19 protein-coding genes are annotated in these 21,866 nt (G+C 42.9%); 11 read left to right on the top strand and 8 right to left on the bottom strand.

From position 1 onward, the window contains the following. Positions 1-58: 58 nt before the first annotated feature. From INE92_RS06575 to INE92_RS06565, 3 genes are all read left to right on the top strand, one after another. On the top strand, positions 59-703 hold the full coding sequence (locus INE92_RS06575) for a thymidylate synthase (RefSeq protein WP_007766477.1): 645 nt from the start codon (positions 59-61) through the stop codon (positions 701-703). A gap of 96 nt (positions 704-799) precedes the next feature. Then, the gene (locus INE92_RS06570; protein WP_007766474.1) at positions 800-1,654 is read left to right on the top strand and encodes a DNA adenine methylase; all 855 of its coding nucleotides are present in this window, start codon (positions 800-802) and stop codon (positions 1,652-1,654) included. Positions 1,655-1,879: 225 nt separating this feature from the next. Continuing rightward, positions 1,880-2,113 (top strand): HXXEE domain-containing protein, encoded by a 234-nt coding sequence (locus INE92_RS06565; RefSeq protein ID WP_233476930.1) that lies wholly within the window; start codon positions 1,880-1,882, stop codon positions 2,111-2,113. A 66-nt stretch (positions 2,114-2,179) separates the two neighbouring features. Here the strand turns inward: INE92_RS06565 and uxaC are convergent, their stop codons facing one another. Continuing rightward, positions 2,180-3,586 carry a glucuronate isomerase gene (gene uxaC / locus INE92_RS06560; protein WP_008022436.1) on the bottom strand — a complete coding sequence of 469 codons (1,407 nt, stop codon included), beginning with the start codon at positions 3,584-3,586 and terminating at the stop codon, positions 2,180-2,182. Between the two features lie 198 nt (positions 3,587-3,784). On the opposite strand from uxaC, the gene INE92_RS06555 reads away from it, so the two are divergent. Both INE92_RS06555 and INE92_RS06550 read left to right on the top strand, forming a co-directional pair. Then, complete coding sequence (locus tag INE92_RS06555; RefSeq protein ID WP_004316195.1) at positions 3,785-4,852, top strand: LacI family DNA-binding transcriptional regulator; 1,068 nt, start codon at positions 3,785-3,787, stop codon at positions 4,850-4,852. Positions 4,853-4,878: 26 nt separating this feature from the next. Beyond that, positions 4,879-6,318 carry a tagaturonate reductase gene (locus INE92_RS06550; RefSeq protein ID WP_151927637.1) on the top strand — a complete coding sequence of 480 codons (1,440 nt, stop codon included), beginning with the start codon at positions 4,879-4,881 and terminating at the stop codon, positions 6,316-6,318. Positions 6,319-6,388: 70 nt separating this feature from the next. On the opposite strand, the gene INE92_RS06545 is transcribed toward INE92_RS06550, so the two are convergent. Continuing rightward, entirely contained in the window at positions 6,389-6,922 is a 534-nt protein-coding gene (locus INE92_RS06545) for an FHA domain-containing protein (protein WP_055235551.1), read from the bottom strand. An 18-nt stretch (positions 6,923-6,940) separates the two neighbouring features. Continuing rightward, positions 6,941-8,044: an HU domain-containing protein gene (locus INE92_RS06540; RefSeq protein WP_151927493.1), complete on the bottom strand. Its 1,104-nt coding sequence runs from the start codon at positions 8,042-8,044 to the stop codon at positions 6,941-6,943. A 90-nt stretch (positions 8,045-8,134) separates the two neighbouring features. On the opposite strand from INE92_RS06540, the gene rfbC reads away from it, so the two are divergent. The 4 genes from rfbC to INE92_RS06520 all read left to right on the top strand — a co-directional run bounded on the left by rfbC (position 8,135) and on the right by INE92_RS06520 (position 12,440). Continuing rightward, the gene (gene rfbC / locus INE92_RS06535; RefSeq protein ID WP_134993465.1) at positions 8,135-8,683 is read left to right on the top strand and encodes a dTDP-4-dehydrorhamnose 3,5-epimerase; all 549 of its coding nucleotides are present in this window, start codon (positions 8,135-8,137) and stop codon (positions 8,681-8,683) included. 26 nt (positions 8,684-8,709) lie between these two features. After that, positions 8,710-10,023: a UDP-glucose dehydrogenase family protein gene (locus INE92_RS06530; protein ID WP_134993464.1), complete on the top strand. Its 1,314-nt coding sequence runs from the start codon at positions 8,710-8,712 to the stop codon at positions 10,021-10,023. A gap of 35 nt (positions 10,024-10,058) precedes the next feature. Further along, on the top strand, positions 10,059-10,856 hold the full coding sequence (locus INE92_RS06525) for a DUF4738 domain-containing protein (RefSeq protein ID WP_009041063.1): 798 nt from the start codon (positions 10,059-10,061) through the stop codon (positions 10,854-10,856). A gap of 225 nt (positions 10,857-11,081) precedes the next feature. Then, on the top strand, positions 11,082-12,440 hold the full coding sequence (locus tag INE92_RS06520) for a transposase (RefSeq protein ID WP_172725346.1): 1,359 nt from the start codon (positions 11,082-11,084) through the stop codon (positions 12,438-12,440). A 209-nt stretch (positions 12,441-12,649) separates the two neighbouring features. Here the strand turns inward: INE92_RS06520 and INE92_RS06515 are convergent, their stop codons facing one another. Beyond that, positions 12,650-13,921, bottom strand: a complete 1,272-nt coding sequence (locus tag INE92_RS06515; protein ID WP_195436686.1) for a DEAD/DEAH box helicase — start codon at positions 13,919-13,921, stop codon at positions 12,650-12,652. Positions 13,922-13,967: 46 nt separating this feature from the next. Continuing rightward, complete coding sequence (gene serB / locus INE92_RS06510; protein WP_015531154.1) at positions 13,968-15,197, bottom strand: phosphoserine phosphatase SerB; 1,230 nt, start codon at positions 15,195-15,197, stop codon at positions 13,968-13,970. Between the two features lie 266 nt (positions 15,198-15,463). Here serB and INE92_RS06505 point away from each other — a divergent pair, with 266 nt between their 5' ends. Beyond that, positions 15,464-15,967, top strand: coding sequence for a thioredoxin family protein (locus INE92_RS06505; protein WP_004315348.1), 504 nt, complete (start codon positions 15,464-15,466; stop codon positions 15,965-15,967). A 250-nt stretch (positions 15,968-16,217) separates the two neighbouring features. On the opposite strand, the gene INE92_RS06500 is transcribed toward INE92_RS06505, so the two are convergent. Genes INE92_RS06500 through lon form a run of 3 tightly spaced genes read right to left on the bottom strand, consistent with a single transcriptional unit; the run spans position 16,218 to position 20,911 of the window. After that, positions 16,218-17,315, bottom strand: a complete 1,098-nt coding sequence (locus tag INE92_RS06500) for an LptF/LptG family permease (protein ID WP_004315349.1) — start codon at positions 17,313-17,315, stop codon at positions 16,218-16,220. 3 nt (positions 17,316-17,318) lie between these two features. Then, the gene (tgt, locus tag INE92_RS06495; protein WP_004315350.1) at positions 17,319-18,449 is read right to left on the bottom strand and encodes a tRNA guanosine(34) transglycosylase Tgt; all 1,131 of its coding nucleotides are present in this window, start codon (positions 18,447-18,449) and stop codon (positions 17,319-17,321) included. Then, positions 18,446-20,911, bottom strand: coding sequence for an endopeptidase La (lon, locus tag INE92_RS06490; RefSeq protein WP_195436685.1), 2,466 nt, complete (start codon positions 20,909-20,911; stop codon positions 18,446-18,448). Before lon ends, tgt begins: the two co-directional genes overlap by 4 nt. A 215-nt stretch (positions 20,912-21,126) precedes the next feature. Between lon and INE92_RS06485 the strand changes: the two genes are divergently transcribed. Then, positions 21,127-21,837 (top strand): tRNA1(Val) (adenine(37)-N6)-methyltransferase, encoded by a 711-nt coding sequence (locus INE92_RS06485; RefSeq protein ID WP_212701990.1) that lies wholly within the window; start codon positions 21,127-21,129, stop codon positions 21,835-21,837. Positions 21,838-21,866: the final 29 nt, after the last annotated feature.

Below are 21,866 nucleotides of genomic sequence, written 5' to 3'. Positions count from 1 at the left end.
ACCGTTTGGAGCGCCGTTTTCCCCTATCTTTAGGGTGTTTTAATATTAGAAGGAGGAAATGGCTATGAATAAGTATTACCGTATCCTGGACAAGATTCTTGTCGCGGGAAAGACACAGACCAACAAGAAGGGAAATATACAATACCTTCTGAATGAACAGTTGTCGCTGACACCGGCGGACCTGCTTGACATATTCGAGGGGCATAATATCGCCCGCAAGAAACTTCGTAGCGAGTTACAGCTGTTCATGCAGGGGGAACGTAACGTGGAGAAGTACCGGGAGGCCGGCATCAATTGGTGGGATTATTGCGGTTCCATCCTGGTGAACAGTTATCCTACCTATTTCGAGAAGCTGCCGCCATTGATAGCGAAAATCAACCGGGAGAAGCGCAACAGCAAGAACTATGTGCTTTTTCTGGGTGAGACTGGTGCCGAAAGTAATCAGGCACCCTGCTTGAGTTTGGTACAGTTCCAGCTGGATGACGGGGAACTGGTTCTGTCTGCCTACCAGCGCAGCAGCGACGCGAACCTCGGGCTGCCTTCCGATATTTACCACCTGTACCTGATGGCACGGCAGATAGAACTTCCCCTGAAGTCGATCACCCTCTTTCTGGGAAATGTACATATCTACGAGAACAATATCCCGGGTACCCGCGCACTGCTTGCCGGTGACGAGACGGTCCGTTTCGGGCTGAACGTGTAGTTTGCTGTATATGTCTTGCAGCGGGAACCGTTTATGTTTCCCGCTGTTTTTCGTTTATTTTGGGGACCTTTGCGGCCGTTTTTAAGGCAGAATGAAATGAGAAAGATGTATTCGTCCGCTCCGCTTCCTTTTGTGGGGCAGAAACGCATGTTTGCGAAGGAATTTATCAAGGTGCTGGGACAGTTTCCGGACAGCACCGTGTTTGTGGACCTGTTTGGCGGCTCGGGCCTGCTGTCACATATTACCAAATGTGTCAGGCCTGATGCCACCGTTGTGTATAACGACTTCGACAACTACCGCTGCCGGCTTGCGAATATTCCGGCCACCAATGTGCTGTTATCCGATTTGCGCCGGATAGCTGAAGGAGAACCCAAAAATAAACGTATAACCGGGGAGGTTCGCGATAAAATGTTTGCCCGTATTGAGAGGGAGGAAAAAGAGCACGGCTACGTGGATTATATCACGATTTCAGCCTCCTTGTTGTTCGCCATGAAGTATGTGGCCAGTTTGGAAGAAATGAAGAAAGAAGCCATCTACAATAGAATTCGGCGGGCTGATTATTCCAAAGCGGAAGATTACCTGGAAGGGATTATGGTTACCTGCAAAGATTACAAGGAAGTGTTCAAATGTTACAAGGATGTTCCGGGTGTGGTATTTCTGGTTGATCCGCCATACCTTTCCACTGAAGTGGGAACTTACAAGATGTACTGGCGTCTGGCCGACTATCTGGATGTACTAACCGTGCTGAAAGGGCATTCGTTCGTGTACTTCACCTCGAACAAGTCTTCTATTTTAGAACTGTGCGACTGGATGGACCGAAATCCATTTGTTGGCAGCCCGTTCAAGGAATGCAGGAAAGTGGAGTTTAGTGCAAGCGTAAACTATCAAGCTAAATATACAGACATGATGCTGTACACGAAGCCGGATGAAGTGTCAGGTATAGCAGCTTAACACTGCATAAAGATAGTGAATTATTTTGAATCTGCAATGGCTTTTAAATGATATTTTAAGGTCGTTTTAAGAGGGTTCAAGTGAAAGAAAAACGGTGGGCTTTGGTCGTGTAGAATAGGACCGCGCTCACCGTTTTTCTTGTACGCGTCGTTTTTGTACTTTTTGAAACGCATCGTTTTTGTTAAGCGGCACGTCTGGTTTTTCCGGATTTATTTGCACCTGATAGTGCATATCATTCAGTTTTTGGTAATAAGAAAGTATATACCTGTTATTGTTACATCGGTGTTATGTTTACCGTATTGTATTTGGGTGTTTATTCAGGTTAAAGACTATTATACGCTGAATGAAACATTGCTTTGGGGATTTGTCGGCGTTGTGGTTTGTGTTGTGAATCTACTGTTAATGCATAAGATAAGCCCTGGGTTGTGGAATTGGATGAATGGTAATAATAGAACATAAAAATACCGCTACTCAAAGCATATTCGACTTTGGTAGCGGCTTTTTTATAGTGTAACTACTAATCCGTTAGAACTTGAAGAAGTTCTTAGCATTGTTGTAGCTGATATCTTCAATCATTTGGTTTACGCGTTCCATTTCAGATGCAGGGATTTCTCCGTTCTCTACGTCGCGTCCTACCAAGTTACATAATGTACGGCGGAAATATTCATGACGCGGGTAGGACAGGAAAGAACGAGAGTCTGTCAACATACCTACAAAGCGGCTTAGGAGACCAAGCACAGACAAGGCGTTCATTTGTTTTTCCATACCATCCTTTTGATCGAGGAACCACCATCCCGAACCAAACTGAATTTTTCCCGGGATAGAACCATCTTGGAAGTTGCCCAACATAGTTGCAATCACTTCATTTGCGCATGGGTTCAGGTTATAAAGGATTGTTTTAGTCAATTTGCCATTGGTATTCAGACGGTCAAGGAATTTAGCCATTGCTTTGGCTGTGGTGAATTCACCGATAGAGTCGAAACCGGTGTCAGCGCCCAGTAATTTGAACATCTTGGTGTTGTTATTGCGGATAGCGCCGTAGTGGAACTGTTGAGTCCATCCTTTTTCCCAGTCCATTTCACCGAAGATAACAAGCATGGCCGATTTGAATTTCAGAATTTCTTCTTTGGTCAATTCTGTACCGCCATATACCTTATTAAATATAGCCTTGATTTCAGCATCGGTATAATCTTCTGCGTAGAATTCTTCAATACCATGGTCAGACAAACGGCAACCTTGTTCTGCGAAGAAGTCGTGACGTTTGCGTAAAGCAGCGATCATATCATCAAAATTGGAGATAGTAACACCGCTAACTTCTGCCAGCTTTTCTACATAACTACGGAAATCAGCAGGGACTTCTACAGCCATAGCTTTATCAGGACGCCAAGTTGGCAACATCTTGATTTCAAATCCGCTTTCACGTGTTTTGATGTGATATTCCAGTGAATCGATAGGATCATCCGTAGTACAAACTACCTCTACGTGATAGCGACGCATCATTCCACGAGCTGAATATTCAGGTTGAGACAGCTTTTCGTTACATTCATCGTAAATTTCGCGTGCTGTTTGCGGATTCAATATTTTATTGATACCAAATGCAGTTTTCAATTCGAGGTGAGTCCAGTGGTACAGTGGATTGCGGAAAGTATAAGGAACTGTTTCCGCCCATTTTTCGAATTTTTCCCAGTCTGTGGTATCTTTTCCTGTGCAGAAACGTTCATCTACGCCGTTTGTACGCATTGCACGCCATTTGTAGTGGTCACCGCCCAACCAGATTTCAGTCAGTGATTTAAACTTGTAGTCGTCAGCTACCATTTGAGGAATGAGATGACAGTGATAGTCGATGATCGGCATTTTAGCCGCATGCTCGTGATACAACTTTTGCGCGGTTTCTGTTTGCAGCAAGAAGTTTTCGTCCATGAAGTTCTTCATTATTACTGTGTTTTAAGTATATAAAATTATTACTTTCTGTATTTATACCTATATCGTATTGATTTTAAAGCTAATAGGCGTAAATCTCGTTTTAGTTTTATTAACCGTTATCGAACACAAAAATAGAAAATTTACTTGGAGTAACAAAATAATTCGTATATTTGCAGCGATTATTTATAATATTTAAGTTTTAGCACTATGGAGGACCAGAACTATACCATTAAAGACATAGCCCGTATGGCCGGTGTTTCCGCCGGAACGGTGGATAGGGTGTTGCACAATCGTGGCGACGTGTCTCCCAAAAGCAAAGCTAAAGTACAAAAGGTACTGGATGAGATTCATTATCAACCCAATGTGTTTGCTATCGGTTTGGCTGCTAAAAAGAAATATTCTTTCCTCTGCCTGATACCTTATTATATAGAACATGACTATTGGCATTCGGTAGTCGGGGGGATTGAGCGTGCCCGGCAAGAGCTGCGTCCTTTTAATGTGGGTATAGATTATCTGTGTTACCATCATGGAGATGAGAAAAGTTATCAGGAAGCCTGCCTTGCTATAAAAGAAAAGAATGTAGACGCAGTGTTGATTTCTCCGAATTTCCGGGAAGAGACGCTGGCGCTGACAGCTTATCTACAGGAAAATAAGATAGCTTATGCTTTTGTTGATTTCAATATGGAAGAAGCGAGAGCCTTGACGTATATTGGGCAGGATTCCTATAAGAGCGGATATATTGCAGCAAAAATATTGATGCGCAACTATTCGGCAGGAGAAGGTCAGGAGTTAGTCTTGTTCTTAAGTAATAATAAAGATAATCCGGCTGAAATACAGATGCAACGTCGTTTGGACGGTTTTATGAGTTACATAGCCGAGGAATATAACAACCTGGTAATCCATGAGGTTATACTCAATAAATCCGATCAGGAAAGTAATCAACAGACATTAGATGAGTTTTTCCGGGCACATCCGAAGGCTGCGCTGGGAGTTGTATTTAATTCCAGAGTGTATCAGTTGGGAGAGTATCTCCGTCATGCGGGACGTAGCATGAAAGGGCTGATAGGATATGACCTTCTGAAAGCAAATGTAGAGTTGCTAAAATCAGGTGATGTGCATTATTTAATCGGGCAACGTCCGGGATTGCAAGGGTATTGCGGGGTGAAGGCTCTGTGCGACCATGTTGTGTTTAAGAAGTCTGTTGAACCTGTAAAGTATATGCCTATCGACATCCTGATTAAGGAGAATATTGATTTTTATTTTGAATTTGTATAATATCAACTTTATAAATTACAACTAACATGAAAGCATTAAACAAAGAAACTGCTCCTAAAACACAACGTCCGGAGCGTATTATCCAATTTGGCGAAGGTAACTTCTTGCGTGCATTTGTTGATTGGATTATTTACAACATGAACCAGAAAACCGACTTCAACAGCAGCGTAGTAGTGGTTCAACCCATTGATAAAGGTATGGTCGATATGCTGAATGCACAAGACGATCTTTATCATGTTAATCTTCAAGGATTGGATAAAGGCGAAGTTGTTAACAGCTTGACAATGATCGATGTAATCAGTCGTGCACTGAATCCATATTCTCAAAATGACGAGTTCATGAAATTGGCAGAGCAACCTGAAATGCGTTTTGTTATTTCAAATACTACAGAGGCTGGTATCGCTTTTGATCCGTCTTGCAAACTTGAAGATGCTCCTGCTTCATCTTATCCAGGTAAACTGACTCAATTGCTGTATCATCGTTTCAAAACATTCAATGGTGATAAAACAAAGGGTTTGATTATTTTCCCTTGCGAACTTATTTTCCTGAATGGACATAAGTTGAAAGAAACTATTTATCAATATATTGAATTGTGGAACCTGGGTAATGAGTTCAAGACTTGGTTTGAAGAAGCTTGTGGCGTATATGCAACATTGGTAGACCGTATTGTTCCGGGATTCCCGCGCAAAGATATTGCTGCTATCAAAGAAAAACTGCAATACGATGATAACTTGGTTGTTCAGGCTGAAATCTTCCATCTGTGGGTGATTGAAGCTCCGCAGGAAGTTGCCAAAGAGTTCCCGGCTGATAAGGCAGGATTGAATGTGTTGTTTGTTCCTTCGGAAGCTCCTTACCACGAACGTAAGGTAACTCTGTTGAATGGCCCGCACACTGTTCTTTCTCCGGTTGCTTATCTTTCTGGTGTGAATATTGTGCGTGAAGCTTGTGAACATGAGGTTATTGGTAAATATATCCACAAAGTAATGTTCGATGAATTGATGGAAACATTGAATTTGCCGAAGGATGAGTTGGAGAAATTCGCCAACGACGTATTGGAACGTTTCAACAATCCATTCGTAGATCACGCAGTGACAAGCATTATGCTGAATTCTTTCCCAAAATATGAAACTCGTGATTTACCGGGATTGAAGACTTATCTCGAACGTAAAGGCGAACTTCCTAAAGGCCTGGTACTTGGTTTGGCTGCTATCATTACTTATTATAAAGGTGGTGTACGTGCTGACGGTGCTGAAATTGTACCGAATGATGCTCCTGAAATCATGAACCTGCTGAAAGAACTTTGGGCAACCGGTTGTACAAAGAAAGTAACCGAAGGTGTTCTGGCTGCTGACTTTATCTGGGGAGAAGATTTGAATAAGATCCCGGGATTGGCAGAAGCTGTAAAAGTAAACTTGGATTCTATCCAGGAAAAAGGAATGCTTGAAACTGTGAAAGGTATTCTGTAATTAGAAGACCGGATATAAAAAAACGCCACTTGTTCAGAGAACAGTGGCATTTTTTTATATTGTCAGGTGATTATTCTTGTTCAGCCGCATGCAAGATAAATGTAGTAGCTCCGATAGTCACAATAGCGCCATCCTCAATGCGTACACGATCTTTATCCCCTAGGATTTCATTCATGAGGAAAGTACCTGTCAGGCTGGGAGCATCCCGTAATGTATAAACAAGTTTTCCTTGCTTATTGCGTTTGATATTGATGATGCAATGGCGTCGATCCATGCTCATATCACCGCTTTCAATGGGCGTATTGATAGAAGTTCCCACACAACGGCGGCCTATGACATTGTCACCTTCTTGTAAGGGCAATATCTGTTTATAACCGAATACATTTTCGATAACAGTGATATATCCGAATTCTTCTTTATGGGATTCAGCTTCTTCTTCCAGATTTTCTTCCTTTCTAAGAGCCTTTACTTTGCTCTTTCCAAGCCGGATGCTGAATTGCTTGCCGCAATGCTCACATTCAAATACCAGTGATTGGCCTTCGCTATACTTGGTTTCATCAAAAAAAAGGTAATTCTCACATTTAGGACAAAGAATTCGTTTCATGCTTTTAAAAAGGGATTTTTATTTAGCCAGTAACCAGGCATTCTTATAAGTTTCGTTTTTTCTTAGCTCAAGTAATTGCTTGGTCGCTTCATTGCGGTTGTCGAATGAATTGATGCTGACACGTACTTTTCCATCCATGTTCAGCGCTTTTGCATTAGCAAACCCTTTTGATTTTAATTGGGTTACTATGGCTTCTGCATCTTTCAAGCTGATTCCTCCTGCCACTATGATATGGAAAGGATGATTGGCACTTTCTGGAGATTTAACCGCAGCAGGGGCAGTAGCGGAAGTAGTAGCTGCCGTTTCCTGTTTGGCCACTTTCACTTCTCTAACTGCGATTGGCTTGGAAGTCTTATCCGCTGTATTCTTTTTAGTGGATGAAGTCTTCGTTGAAGAAGAAGTTGAAGCAGTAGCGGAAAGCTTCTTAGCTTGTTGCATTGCATCACTCTTAACATACACAGGAGTTACTACAACCGATTGCTTTTCTATTTGCTCAAAAAGCTCACTGGGTAATAATTGTGCATAATTGTTTTTTTGAACGTCTGTATTCTCTACCGGAGTTGAAAAGGCAAAGAACAATACGATGGCAGCAATCATTGCTGCAGCATTGCGAAGATATGCACGATTGATACTAATTTCAAAAGTCTTCTTTTCCTTCTCCGGATGAGCCGGTATCCATACTTTTTCTTTCTGTTGCAGAACGGAAAGTTCATGCATTTCAAAAGAGTCGAGACCGTATAATGAAGGAGTCGTTATCTTATAGTCATAAGGAACAAACTCATAGTTACCATAAATGTTATAGTGAATCTCGCCTATATTATCCAAATGGGCTTTTCCTTCTTCATGAAGGAGACCGATGAATTCGTTTACTTCCTTTTCTACTATGCGGCTGGCGTCAGCAAAACTCGTGTCATACGCTGACATATAAGATTGCACCAATACGCCGTCATTCAGTTTTAATTGAGGATTAAAGCCGATTGTGCGGGTAGGAGGTAAGAATATATTTTCTTCCTTAACACGGGTTGCAGGCGAGTAATGCGCTACAAAACCGCCAAACCCCGGAACAATGACGCAATCGTTTTCCAGTAGTAAAGTCTCTATATGTTGTGCCAATTCAATCATGTCTGCAAAATTACGAGATAAATTGAATATATCCCAGAAAACTTCGAAAAATTCACTACTTTTGCATCGTTTTATTTATCACTATCAATAATGAACTATATACAGACGGAAATAGACGGAGTATGGCTGATAGAGCCTAAAGTTTTCTCCGATGAACGGGGCTATTTTATGGAAGCCTATAAGAAAGAAGAGTTTGATGCCAATATTGGTTCCGTAGATTTTATACAGGACAACGAGTCGAAATCATCTTTTGGCGTGTTACGCGGATTGCACTATCAGAAAGGAGAATACAGTCAGGCGAAACTGGTTCGTGTTCTTAAAGGAAAAGTGCTGGACGTTGCCGTTGATTTGCGTAAATCATCGCCTACGTTTGGAAAGCACGTCTGCGTGTTGCTTAGTGAGGAAAACAAGAGACAATTTTTCATTCCCCGTGGTTTTGCTCATGGCTTTGCAGTCTTGAGCGAAGAAGCCGTTTTTACGTATAAGGTAGATAACAAGTATGCTCCGCAGGCGGAAGCTTCTATTTTGTATAATGATGAAACGTTGGGGATAGACTGGCCGTTGGCAGATTCGCAAATGGTATTATCGGCGAAAGACAGAGAGGGAACTGCCTTTAAAGATGCCGCTTATTTTGAATGAATTTCTAAACAAACAATAGATTAAGTATGAAAATTGCAATCGTGGGAACAGGGTATGTGGGTCTGGTATCAGGTACATGCTTTGCCGAAATTGGCGTGAATGTAACGTGCGTAGACACGAATAAAGAGAAAATCGAATCTTTGCAAAAGGGGAATATTCCGATTTATGAGAATGGATTGGAAGAGATGGTGCTCCGTAATATGAAAGCAAAGCGATTGAAGTTTACAACCTCATTAGAAAGCTGTCTGGACGACGTGGAAGTTATATTCAGTGCGGTTGGCACCCCTCCGGATGAAGACGGCAGCGCTGATTTGAAATACGTGTTGGAGGTGGCCCGTACCATTGGTCGCAATATGAAACAATATAAACTGATAGTTACCAAAAGTACCGTTCCGGTGGGTACTGCCAGTAAAGTTCGCGCGGTTATTCAGGAAGAATTGGATAAGAGAGGCGTGAAAGTTGATTTTGACGTGGCTTCTAATCCGGAATTCCTGAAAGAAGGAAATGCGATCAGTGACTTTATGAGCCCGGACCGTGTGGTGGTGGGAGTGGAGTCGGCACGTGCGGAGAAATTGATGTCCAAACTATACAAGCCATTCTTATTGAATAATTTCCGTGTGATTTTCATGGATATTCCATCTGCAGAAATGACTAAATATGCGGCAAACTCGATGTTGGCAACCCGTATCAGCTTTATGAATGATATCGCAAACTTATGCGAAATCGTTGGCGCGGATGTGAATATGGTACGTAGCGGAATAGGTTCGGACACCCGTATCGGACGTAAGTTCCTGTATCCGGGCATCGGATATGGTGGTTCCTGTTTTCCTAAAGACGTGAAAGCATTGATTAAGACTGCGGAACAGAACGGTTATAGTATGCGGGTGCTTAGTGCTGTGGAAGAAGTGAACGAACAACAGAAAAGCGTCCTGTTCGAAAAGCTAAAGAAACAGTTTAATGGTGATTTGCAAGGTAAGACTGTTGCTTTGTGGGGGCTGGCATTTAAACCGGAAACGGATGACATGCGTGAGGCTCCGGCATTAGTCCTGATCGATAAATTGCTGGAAGCTGGTTGTCGGGTGCGTGCATACGATCCGGCTGCCGTGCAAGAGTGCAAGCGTAGAATTGGAGAAAAAATCTATTATGCTTGTGATATGTACGATGCAGTGTTGGATGCTGATGTATTGATGCTGGTTACCGAATGGAAAGAATTCCGTCTGCCCTCATGGGCCGTTATCAAGAAGACGATGGCCCAGCAGATTGTGTTGGACGGACGTAATATATATGATAAAAAAGAGATGGAAGAGCTCGGATTTGTTTACCATTGTATTGGTAAATAAAAAAATAGGAGTATCTTTATACAAAACTAAGATAGATGATGAAAAATGTGGCTGTATCGTTAATGGCAATCCTTTTCGCGGCATGTAGTGGCAATAAGAGTCCCCATTCTCTTCAACAGGAGAAAGAGGATCTTAGCGCAAAAGAGTTACTGCAGGGAATTTGGCTGGACGATGAAACGGAGAGCCCGTTGATGCGTGTGGAAGGAGATACCATCTACTATGCAGACGCACAAAGTACTCCCATTGCATTTAAAATAATGCGGGACATTCTTTACACTTATGGAAATGATACCACTTATTACAAGATTGATAAGCAGGGAGAACATATATTTTGGTTTCATTCCATTACGGATAATGTAATAAAACTGCATAAATCCGAAGACCTCAATGATTCTATCTATTTTGTCCGTCAGGAACTTGTGGTTCCGACTTATACGGAAGTAACCAAACGCGATAGTGTAGTGACTTACAACGGCACTCGCTATCGTGCATACGTATATATCAATCCATCTAAAATGAGAGTCATCAAGACGACTTATTCCGAAGACGGGATTAGTATGGATAATGTGTACTATGATAATGTGATGCACATCTGTGTGTACGAAGGTAAAAAGAGCCTGTTTGCCAGCGATATAACCAAACAGATGTTCGACAAAGTGGTTCCTGCGGATTTCCTGGCGCAATCAATTTTGTCAGATACAAAGTTTGTGAAAGTAAACCGGAATGGTTTTCATTATCAAGCTGTATTAGCCATTCCGGAAACTTCCATATATAGCATTGTAAATATGGAAGTGAGCTTTAAAGGCGATTTGGAGATTACCTCATCCAAATAAGGTCTCTACATTCTATCCAAATAGGAATCAGGTTTCTCAAAATAAGAAATACAGATTCTATCCAAACAAGGAAATACAGATTTTATTTCTGTCGGGATATTCCTAAAATAATAAAATTTAAGGCAACTAATTCATTGCGAGTTAGTTGCCTTTTTTGTATCTTTAAGCATTCCCCCCAAAAAACGGTTTGACGGCCAAAACGGGGGTAATTAAAAATAAAAACACATGGTAAAGATACAAAAAATCTCAGAAATCGAACCTTGTTTAGGTTTTACCGAGTTCGATATGCTTAAAAAATATCGTCAAAGTTTTGCAACGAGTGAATTAGGTCGCCTCCATTCTCTGTTCCCTTTCTCGGAACTGGCCCGACAAATGCATTTGAAGTCCTCTCCTTTTGGGCGTAAAAGTTATTTTTCTCCCGAAGGTAAAATAGCCTTGATGGTCTTGAAGTCCTATACCAACTTTTCCGATGCACAACTGATTGAGCATTTAAACGGTAATATTCATTACCAGTTATTTTGTGGTGTTCAGATTGATCCGCTTCATCCACTAACCAATCCTAAAATCGTTAGTGCAATTCGTCAGGAACTAGCGGATCGCCTTGACGTTGAGTCCCTCCAGCTCATTCTTGCCGAGCATTGGACACCTTATCTTGAGAACCTTCATGTCTGTATGACCGATGCCACCTGTTATGAAAGTCATCTGCGTTTCCCTACTGATACCAAACTCTTATGGGAAGGTATTGTATGGCTTCATCGTCATCTGTGCAAACATTGCCAGACCTTGCACATACAACGTCCCCGTAACAAGTATCTTGATGTACGCCGTGCCTATCTTGCTTATAGCAAACTGCGTAAACGCAGGAAATCACAGACTCGTATGCTTACACGAAGGTTACTTCAGTTATTGGAAAAGTTACTTGACCAGCTGGAGCTGCTTCATTCATCCTACAGGAACAGGCTTACACTATCCTCTGATTACCAAAGACGTTTCTCGGTCATACAGACAGTCCTTGAGCAAGGGAAGAATTTATTTGCAGGCAAAAAAGTGTCCAACCGTATCGTGAGTATCGACCGGCATTACCTTCGCCCCATTATCAGAGGCAAGGAAACCAAATCCGTTGAATTCGGAGCCAAAGTCAACAATATACAGATAGACGGAATCTCCTTTATAGAACATATCTCCTTTAAGGCTTTTAACGAAGGAGTACGTTTGAAAGACTGTATTCATCTGCAACAACAACTGACCGGGGTTAGGGTTAAGGCGCTTGCGGCGGATTCAATCTATGCCAATAATGCCAACCGGAAATTTTGTACAAAATATCATATAAGTACTTCCTTTAAGCGTAAGGGCAGAGCTGCCAAAGATGAGCCGCTTCGGAAAATCTTACGGTCGGAACTCAGCCGTGAAAGAGCTACCCGCCTGGAAGGAAGTTTTGGAACGCAGAAACAACATTACTCACTGGCCAGGATAAAAGCTAGAAACAGGAAAACGGAAGTACTTTGGATTTTCTTTGGGATACATACAGCCAATGCGGTATGTATGATAGAAAAGGTCGAAAAGAAAAAAAGAAAGGCAGCATAATCTAACTAAAATAACAGGAAAAACAGGAGAGGTTTTAACTTCCCCTAAAAAAGACATGTACATAATGCATGGGTGGGAAGGAAAAAACAAGAATATGTAAACAATATTCTACAAAAAAGATAGAAGACTGGGAGAGTTGAACGAAAAAATCAAGAGAAAAGCTCACGTAAAGCAAAGCTTTTCTCTTGATTTTTTAGAAAGAGGAACATTTACTGAATATCCCTCTGTCTGGGCGCAGGGTAGTTGCTTTTCTTCCCTCCGTTGTTTCTTTTTCCCCGGAAATCTTTTCTTTTAGAGAAATTCCCGTTCCTGTTTTTGTTGAACGAACGCGGTTTGTATTCCGGAGCCTCTCCCAATCCTTCAGGGATAGGAATCTTATAAATCTCTTTCTCCAGAAAATTCTCAATGCTTTTGAAGTTACTCTGTTCCTTTTCGTTGATAAACGTAAGTGCCACCCCGTCATTGTTGGCACGTGCTGTACGGCCGATGCGGTGCACGTAGTCCTCGCTGTCGTGAGGCACGTCGAAGTTGATAACCAGGCGGATATCATCGATGTCGATACCACGTGCAACGATGTCCGTAGCTACCAATATATTGATTCGTCCGGCTTTAAACTCGTGCATGACCGTTTCCCGTTGAGCCTGTTCCAGGTCCGAATGCATTTCACCTACGTTCAGCTTCATTGATTTCAACGCCTTGGCAACTTCTTTAACCTTGATTTTGGAAGAAGCAAAGACAATCACACGTTCCGGAACCTCATCCATAAAAAGACTGCGTATGATGCCCAACTTTTGATTTTCATAGCAGACGTATGCCGCCTGAATAATCTTTTCCGCAGGTTTGGAAACAGCGAGCTTTATTTCCGACGGATCGTTTAAGATCGTATTTGCCAATTGCTGTATCTTTGCCGGCATTGTGGCTGAAAACATGATAGTCTGTCGTTCCTTCGGCAGATATTTGGCTATTTGCATGATATCTTCGTAGAATCCCATGTCGAGCATCCGGTCTGCTTCATCCAAAATAAAATAAGAAACCTTGGAAAGATCTACATATCCAAGGCTTAAATGGGCGATCAGACGTCCGGGAGTAGCAATGACAACATCAGCTCCCAATGTGAGTCCCTTTTTCTGTTGTTCGAACAATATCCCGTCATTTCCGCCATATACAGCAACGCTCGATACCGGCATGAAATAGGAAAATCCTTCCATTTGCTGGTCAATCTGTTGAGCCAATTCCCGGGTAGGAGACATGATGACACAATTAATCGCATCCTCCGGATGTTTACCTTCAGATAATTTGTTCAATACAGGAAGCAGAAACGCTGCTGTTTTACCTGTCCCTGTCTGTGCTACTGCGATCAAATCTTTACCCTCAAGTATGATTGGAATTGCTTGTTCTTGTATAGGCGTACATTCGTCAAATCGCATGGCATCAAGCGCCTCAAGCACATTTGCATTTAATTGTAGTTCGGAAAACTTCATTCTTTTATTTTATTTGTCAGCAAAGATAATCTATTTTTTGGTCTAATTACATATTCAAGTAAGAATCTTTGAACCCGAGGAAATAGAGCACTCCATCCAGTCCGATAGTGTTGATTGATTGCTTGGCATTGGCCACTACTTTGGGCTTGGCGTGGAAGGCGATTCCTAGTCCGGCAACCCCCAGCATAGGGAGATCGTTGGCTCCGTCTCCTACGGCGATGGTCTGTGCAATATCCACCTTTTCCACTTGTGCAATGAGGCGGAGCAGTTCGGCTTTCCGTTTTCCGTCTACTACATCCCCCAGATAACGTCCGGTTAGTTTGCCGTCGATGATTTCCAGTTCGTTGGCATAGACATAATCTATACCGTATTTCTTTTGCAGGTACTGGCCGAAATAAGTGAATCCTCCCGAAAGGATGGCGATCTTGTAACCGTACTTCTTCAATACATACATCAGTCGCTCTACACCCTCTGTGATAGGCAAGTTCTCGGCTATTTCCTGCATTACCGATTCGTCTAACCCCTTCAATAAGGCTACGCGACGGGTAAAGCTCTCTGTAAAGTCTATTTCTCCACGCATGGCGCTTTCCGTGATGGCTTTCACTTCGTCGCCTACACCGGCACGGATAGCCAGTTCGTCAATCACTTCTGTCTCGATTAAGGTAGAGTCCATATCAAAACAAATCAGGCGGCGCATACGGCGGTACATATTATCCTGTTGGAAAGAAAAGTCCATTTCCAGTTCGCTGGCCAGCTTCATCAGCTTCTCCTGCATGGCAATGCGGTCTTTCGGAGTACCTCTTACTGAAAATTCGATGCAAGCCCGGGTGCGTGTATCAGCCTGACATTCGTCCAGCGGGATACGACCTGTCAGACGCTTGATAGCGTCTATATTCATGCCCTGTTCGGCTAATATGCTTGTAGCGGCAGAAATCTGGCGGGCGGAAAGTTTACGTCCCAATACCGTCAGGATATAGCGGTTTTTCCCTTGCATGCCTACCCAGTTGTCATATTGTTCGGTGGTGATAGGTTCAAATCGGATGGTCACTCCCAATGAAGAAGCTTTGAACAGGAGTTCCTTCATAATGAATCCGGAGTGTCTTTCTTCGCTCTTGAACAGAATTCCCAACGATAATGTATTATGAATATCTGCCTGGCCGATATCAAGGATCGTAGCATCATATTTGGCAAGGATTTCAGTCACGGAAGCAGTCAGTCCCGGACGATCTTCGCCGGTAACTCGAATCAGAATCAATTCAGTATTTGATGGTTGCATAAAAAATAGACTTTAACTCTGCAAAAGTAGAGAAAAAAGTTCGTTTTTATGCTAAATAACATAAAAAGTTATACCCAAAAAGTGAGATTTTTGCTTATTTGCTTGGAAGTTAATTTAATATTTACTTACCTTTGCACCCGGTTTCAAAAATAAAGGCTCTGATAATCAGCGGATTCCTCTTCGCCTGATGCCTGAAAAGACAACGTTTCGGGAAGAAACCACTGTTTAAGGACAGTCCCGGATAGTATTAACTAAAACCGAATTACATGAAGCATGTAAAATGGATTTTTGTTGTATTACTAATTTGTTCCTTGACCGCTTTCGTTGAGAAAGACAAACCTACCGGAGGTTTGAGTGAGGGCGACGTAGCCCCTGATTTTAAGATCGAATCTACGTCAAATGAGCAACCCGCCTTTAAGTTGGGAAATTTGAAAGGCAAATATGTGTTGCTAAGTTTCTGGGCAAGTTATGACGCGCAGTCCCGGATGCAAAACGTAAGTTTAAGCAATGCGCTTCGTTCTTCTCATAATGTGGAAATGGTTTCTGTTTCATTTGACGAATATCAGTCAATATTTAAGGAAACCGTTCGTAAGGATCAAATAGTTACGCCCACTTGTTTCGTGGAAACAGAAGGCGAGGATTCCGGATTATTTAAGAAATACCGTTTAAATCGGGGATTCACTAACTATTTATTGGATGGAAATGGTGTAATTATAGCCAAAAACATCTCTGCTGCAGATCTTTCTGCTTATGTAAAAGAAATCGGTTAACGATTTTAGGAATGTAAGGAGAAAGAGGGATTTTCCGGATCACCGTCAGGTGAAAACAATGGAGAATAGACAAAAGAGGAAATGGATACAACAAAAAAGTTCCGCCTACACTTGCATTAGCAGGAATAGGCGGAACTTCTTATTTTTATATCTTTCTTTCTGCGGTATATCCGAAACCTTGGGACAGTCTGCGGATCGAGTTCCTGAAGACTGCGGAAGGTTTGCAATCCTTTTATTTGTTGCTTTCTGGTTATTTGGGTGCTTTCTGATACAGGAAGAATGCGATACCTGCATAAAGGATATTGGGAATCCAGACTGCAATGGCAGGAGGCACATTTCCGTTCACAGCAAAGGTGGAGGTAATCGTTTGGAACAGGATATAAGAAAAACTTAACCCTAATCCGATACCCAAGTGGAGCCCCATACCACCTTTTGTTTTCCGGGATGAAAGCGATACACCGATGATGGTAAGGATGAAAGAAGCGAACGACATGGCAATGCGTTTGTGATATTCAATCTCAAACTCCTTGATGTTGGCAAATCCTCTTCGCTTTTGTTTTTCTATATAGTCACTTAGTTCGGGGCTGGTCAACATCTCCTGCTGATTTTTCATGATGAGAAAGTCAGAAGGTTCCATATTGATAATAGAGTCGATTCGATCTCCCTTAGTGATTTTTTCTTTTAAACCATCTAATTCGCGTACCATATAGTCGTGAATTGTCCATTTATGAACAGTTGCAGTGTCATAAGTGATACGGCGTGCAGTTAAATGCGAAACCAGCTTCTTGTCAACGAATTTATCCAATGAAAAACGGTTACCAGTTTTCATGGCGTTGTTATAGTTGTCAATGTAGGCTATAACCCCGCTGTCTACCTCTAACTGTACATTGCTTACCGAATTTTGTTTCTTGGGTTTGATATACCGGTCTTCAAAGTTCAGACGCGTCACGCTTCCTTTAGGAATCACGTACGAACTTAGCGTGAAGGTGGTCAGCGCAATGATAGCGGCCGAAATCATATAAGGACGCATCATCCTCTTAAAGCTCATGCCGGTGGAGAACATAGCGATGATTTCAGAGTTCTCTGCCAGCTTGGAGGTAAAGAAAATAACAGCAATGAATACGAACAGCGGACTGAACAGATTGGAGAAATAGGGGATAAAGTTCATGTAGTATTCAAAGATGATCTTATCCCAGGGAGCTTCATGCTCCATCAATTTGTCCATCTTTTCGTTGAAATCGAATACCACTGCAATAGAAATGATCAATGCAATAGCAAATACGTATGTCCCCAAGAACTTCTTGATGATATACCAGTCCAGCCGTTTTATAAATCGATTGCTTTTCATTTCTTATAATCTAGTTGATACTCTTTTGACCATCATCGGCTTCCAGGTCGAGAAATCTCCGGCAATAATATGCTTTCTTGCTTCTCCTGCCAGCCACAGATAGAATGCCAGGTTGTGTATCGAGGCAATTTGCATGGCCAGTAGCTCTTGCGCATGGAAAAGATGGCGCAAATAAGCCTTGCTGTACAATGTATCTACGCTGGAAGCCCCGTCGGCTTCGATGGGAGAGAAGTCGGTTTCCCATTTCTTGTTTCGCATATTGATGATGCCATCCTTGGTGAACAACATGCCATTTCGTCCGTTTCGTGTAGGCATAACGCAGTCGAACATATCCACGCCACGCTCTATTCCTTCAAGAATGTTGACAGGAGTTCCGACGCCCATCAGGTAACGGGGTTTGTCTTTGGGAAGTATTTCATTAACAATCTCGATCATTTCATACATCTTGTCTACTGGTTCGCCTACTGCCAAACCGCCAATAGCGTTCCCGTCGGCCCCTTTGGACGCGATAAACTCTGCTGATTGTTTGCGCAGGTCGGGATAGACACAACCTTGCACGATAGGAAAGAGAGCCTGATTGTAACCATATTTAGGTTCTGTCTCGTTAAAACGTTGTATACAACGGTCGAGCCATCTGTGCGTCAAACCTAATGACTTTTTGGCATACTCATAATCCGAGTCACCGGGAGGACATTCGTCAAAAGCCATCATAATGTCTGCGCCGATGGTGCGTTCTATGTCCATCACCTTTTCCGGAGTGAAGACGTGCTTGCTTCCGTCGATATGCGAACGAAATTCAGCTCCTTCTTCACGCAGCTTTCTGATTCCGGCCAAAGAGAATACCTGGAAACCACCGCTGTCAGTCAGCATCGGGCGGTCGAAACCGTTAAAACGGTGCAGTCCGCCTGCTTTTTCGATCACGTCCAGTCCCGGACGCAAATAGAGGTGATAGGTATTACCCAGAATAATCTGCGCCTGAATATCCTCTTTCAATTCGGTCAGATGTACTCCCTTAACCGTGCCCAGTGTGCCCACCGGCATAAAGATCGGTGTTTGTATCTGCCCGTGGTCTGTGGTAATCAGACCCGCACGGGCATTACTTTTAGTGTCTGTATATTGTAACTCAAATGTCATTCCTGGCTGGGTTTCTTAACGGATAAATCAATAGCATCCGACACTTTCTCATTGGTCAGCGCAATGGCAAATACCTCTTTTATATCGTTTACATAGTGGAAAGTCAGTCCTTTCAGATAAATCTCCTGAATCTCATCTATGTTCTTTTTGTTCTCGGCACTCATGATGATTTCCTTGATTCCGGCACGCTTGGCTGCCAATATCTTCTCTTTGATGCCACCCACGGGAAGCACTTTGCCGCGAAGGGTAATTTCGCCCGTCATGGCAATGTTGGCTTTCACTTTTCTTTGAGTCAGGGCAGAAGCCAGAGAAGTAGCCATCGTGATACCTGCCGACGGACCGTCTTTCGGAATTGCGCCTTCGGGAACGTGGATATGGATATTCCAGTTGTCGAAGATTTCTTCGTCCAGATTCAGGATAGAAGCGTGTGCCTTGATATATTCAAGTGCCAGCATGGCAGATTCTTTCATCACATCTCCCAGGTTACCGGTCAGTGTGAGACGTCCGCCCTTGCCACGGCTCAAGCTCGTTTCTACAAATAAGATTTCGCCTCCGACGGCTGTCCATGCCAATCCGGTGACTACGCCTGCGTAATCATTTCCTTGATACTTGTCACGTGTATATTCCGGTGCTCCCAGGAAGTCATACAAATCCGACGGTTTGATTTCTGTCTTGGCGAAATAACCGTCCGTAGCATATTGACGGGCTGATTTACGAAGGATTTTACCAATCTTCTTTTCCAGCTCACGAACGCCGCTCTCACGGGTATATGACTCGATGATAGCTTCCAACGTATCTTTGGGAAGCTTGATATCTGTCTTTTTAAGTCCGTTGGCTTCCAGCTCTTTGGGAACCAGATGCTTGCGGGCTATCTCTACTTTCTCTTCCGTGATATATCCGCTAACCTCAATCAATTCCATACGGTCGAGCAATGGGCCGGGGATTGTGTTCAGGTTGTTGGCTGTTGCGATAAACAATACCTTTGAGAGGTCGTAGTCTACATCCAGGAAGTTATCGTGGAAAGCAGTATTTTGTTCCGGATCAAGCACTTCCAGTAATGCGGAAGAGGGGTCTCCTTGACGGTCGGCGCTGACCTTGTCTATTTCATCCAGGATGAAGACAGGATTGGATGCGCCGGCTTTAATCAAACTCTTGATGATTCGTCCGGGCATGGCGCCGATATAAGTTTTCCGATGTCCGCGGATTTCAGCTTCGTCATGCACGCCGCCTAAAGACATACGTACATACTTCCGTTTGAGCGCAGATGCAATGGATTTTCCAAGAGATGTTTTACCTACTCCCGGAGGGCCATATAAGCAGATAATCGGTGATTTCATATCACCTTTCAGCTTTAATACAGCCAAATGCTCCAAAATGCGTTCTTTCACTTTTTCCAGTCCGTAATGGTCTTTGTTCAACGTCTTTTCTGCGTTTTTAAGGTTCAGATTGTCAGTTGTATACGTACCCCATGGAAGATTGAGCATGGTTTGCAGATAGTTAAGCTGTACGCTGTAATCCGGAGATTGTGGATGGGTGCGTTCCAGTTTAGCCAGTTCTTTCATAAATGTTTCCCTGACTTCTGCGTTCCAACGCATTCTTTCTGCCTTTTGGCGCATTTCTTCTATTTCCTGCTCCTGGCCGCCGCCACCTAGTTCATCCTGGATAGTCTTGATTTGCTGTTGCAGGAAGTATTCGCGTTGCTGCTGGTCGATATCTTCGCGGGCACGCATTTGGATGGATGCCTTGATTTCTGCCAGTTGCACTTCGCGGTTCAGGATTTCCAGTAAGTGATATGTGCGTTCACGTAATGAGTGGATGCTTAACAAGTCCATCTTCTCGTCTTTCTTGAACGGCAGGTTCGAGCAGATGAAATTGACTAGGAACATCGGACTGTTGATATTCTTAATAGCAAATGACGAATCCTGATGCATCACATCTGACGATTTGATATATCTCATTGTCAAGTCCTTGCAGGTTTCCACCAAGGCTTGAAACTCTTTATCGTCTTTGCTTGGAATGTCTTCTTCCAAAAGTTCTATTTCACCTTTCAGGTACGGATGAGTTTCGATAATGCTTGTCAGGTTCAGACGTTTCATTCCCTGAAGAATGACAGTCGTTGTCTGATCGGGCATTTCCAATATCCGCACAATTCGTCCTACGGTGCCGATGTTGTGCAAGTCTTCCAGCTTCGGATCTTCTGTATGTGCCGATCTCTGGCATACTACAGCAATATCCTTATGTTTCTTGTCGGCGTCGCGTATGAGTTTCAGAGAAGACTTACGACCCACTGTGATCGGCAGGAATACTCCAGGAAACAACACCATGTTACGTAGGGGGAGTACCGGAAGAATTTCACCAGATTTCACATTTACATCAAATGCCTGTTCGTCGTTCCCATCATAGTCAGTGATTAGCGAGAAGCTGTTATCGCTTCCATCTTCCAATAAATATCTTTCTTTCATCTTTTCGTTTTAATTTAGTTTATGTCATACTGATATGCATAAATCGTTTGCAAAGTTAATTGATTCTCTCTAATAATAAAGCACTGCGCAGAATAAAAACACAAAAACAATGCCAAAATATCGGCTTGTAGAGGGAGTATTCCATAATTATTATTTATTTTTGGCGATTTGCAATAAAATAGTAGAATAAAACAGCTTTAAGACAAACGGATAAAATGTCGAATCCTTATTTTCAATTTAAGCAATTTACAGTGTGGCACGATCAATGTGCCATGAAAGTTGGTACGGATGGGGTGCTTTTAGGAGCTTGGGCTTCGGTTGAGCGCGCGCGCCGGATATTGGATATTGGTACGGGGACGGGCTTGGTGGCTTTAATGTTGGCTCAACGCAGCTTGCCGGATGCAAAGATTGTGGCATTGGAGATAGACGAGGCGGCGGCCGGACAGGCCAGGGAAAATGTGGCTCGCTCTCCTTGGCAGGAGCGGATAGAAGTGGTGCAGGCTGACTTTAAGAAACACCGGTCTTCGGATAAATTTGACGTGATTGTTTCAAATCCTCCTTATTTTGTCGATTCGCTGGAGTGTCCGGATCGACAGCGAACTGCAGCGCGTCACAATAATTCTCTAACCTACGAAGAATTGCTGGAAGGGGTAAATAGGTTATTGGCAGCAGACGGACTTTTTACGGCCGTGATTCCGACAGATGTGGTTGATCGGGTAAAGGTGATAGCTTCTATGAATAAGTTGTATGCGATTCGTCAGCTCAATGTAATTACTAAGCCCGGCGGTATTCCAAAACGTACGCTGATTGCTTTTTCTTTTTCCAATCGGGAGTGTGTGGTAGAAGAGTTGTTGACGGAATTGGCGCGTCATCAGTATAGTGAGGAATATATAGCGTTGACGCGGGAGTATTATTTGAATATGTGATATGTAAGCCCCCGATAAAGTACCCGTAT

It is taken from the genome of Bacteroides xylanisolvens, from assembly GCF_018289135.1.
Lineage (GTDB): Bacteria > Bacteroidota > Bacteroidia > Bacteroidales > Bacteroidaceae > Bacteroides > Bacteroides xylanisolvens.
Note: the sequence above shows the minus strand (reverse complement) of the source record. Positions and strands in the feature narration are given on the sequence as shown.

Bases quoted from the DNA above. Each gene is read 5' to 3' on its own strand.
- rfbC (WP_134993465.1), top strand. From the start codon at position 8,135: ATGAACTATATACAGACGGAAATAGACGGAGTATGGCTGATAGAGCCT.
- INE92_RS06540 (WP_151927493.1), bottom strand. From the start codon at position 8,044: ATGATTGAATTGGCACAACATATAGAGACTTTACTACTGGAAAACGAT.
- uxaC (WP_008022436.1), bottom strand. From the start codon at position 3,586: ATGAAGAACTTCATGGACGAAAACTTCTTGCTGCAAACAGAAACCGCG.
- INE92_RS06530 (WP_134993464.1), top strand. From the start codon at position 8,710: ATGAAAATTGCAATCGTGGGAACAGGGTATGTGGGTCTGGTATCAGGT.
- INE92_RS06545 (WP_055235551.1), bottom strand. From the start codon at position 6,922: ATGAAACGAATTCTTTGTCCTAAATGTGAGAATTACCTTTTTTTTGAT.
- INE92_RS06515 (WP_195436686.1), bottom strand. From the start codon at position 13,921: ATGAAGTTTTCCGAACTACAATTAAATGCAAATGTGCTTGAGGCGCTT.
- lon (WP_195436685.1), bottom strand. From the start codon at position 20,911: ATGAAAGAAAGATATTTATTGGAAGATGGAAGCGATAACAGCTTCTCG.
- INE92_RS06575 (WP_007766477.1), top strand. From the start codon at position 59: ATGGCTATGAATAAGTATTACCGTATCCTGGACAAGATTCTTGTCGCG.
- INE92_RS06555 (WP_004316195.1), top strand. From the start codon at position 3,785: ATGGAGGACCAGAACTATACCATTAAAGACATAGCCCGTATGGCCGGT.
- INE92_RS06570 (WP_007766474.1), top strand. From the start codon at position 800: ATGAGAAAGATGTATTCGTCCGCTCCGCTTCCTTTTGTGGGGCAGAAA.
- serB (WP_015531154.1), bottom strand. From the start codon at position 15,197: ATGCAACCATCAAATACTGAATTGATTCTGATTCGAGTTACCGGCGAA.
- INE92_RS06525 (WP_009041063.1), top strand. From the start codon at position 10,059: ATGATGAAAAATGTGGCTGTATCGTTAATGGCAATCCTTTTCGCGGCA.
- INE92_RS06550 (WP_151927637.1), top strand. From the start codon at position 4,879: ATGAAAGCATTAAACAAAGAAACTGCTCCTAAAACACAACGTCCGGAG.
- INE92_RS06520 (WP_172725346.1), top strand. From the start codon at position 11,082: ATGGTAAAGATACAAAAAATCTCAGAAATCGAACCTTGTTTAGGTTTT.
- INE92_RS06500 (WP_004315349.1), bottom strand. From the start codon at position 17,315: ATGAAAAGCAATCGATTTATAAAACGGCTGGACTGGTATATCATCAAG.
- tgt (WP_004315350.1), bottom strand. From the start codon at position 18,449: ATGACATTTGAGTTACAATATACAGACACTAAAAGTAATGCCCGTGCG.
- INE92_RS06505 (WP_004315348.1), top strand. From the start codon at position 15,464: ATGAAGCATGTAAAATGGATTTTTGTTGTATTACTAATTTGTTCCTTG.
- INE92_RS06485 (WP_212701990.1), top strand. From the start codon at position 21,127: ATGTCGAATCCTTATTTTCAATTTAAGCAATTTACAGTGTGGCACGAT.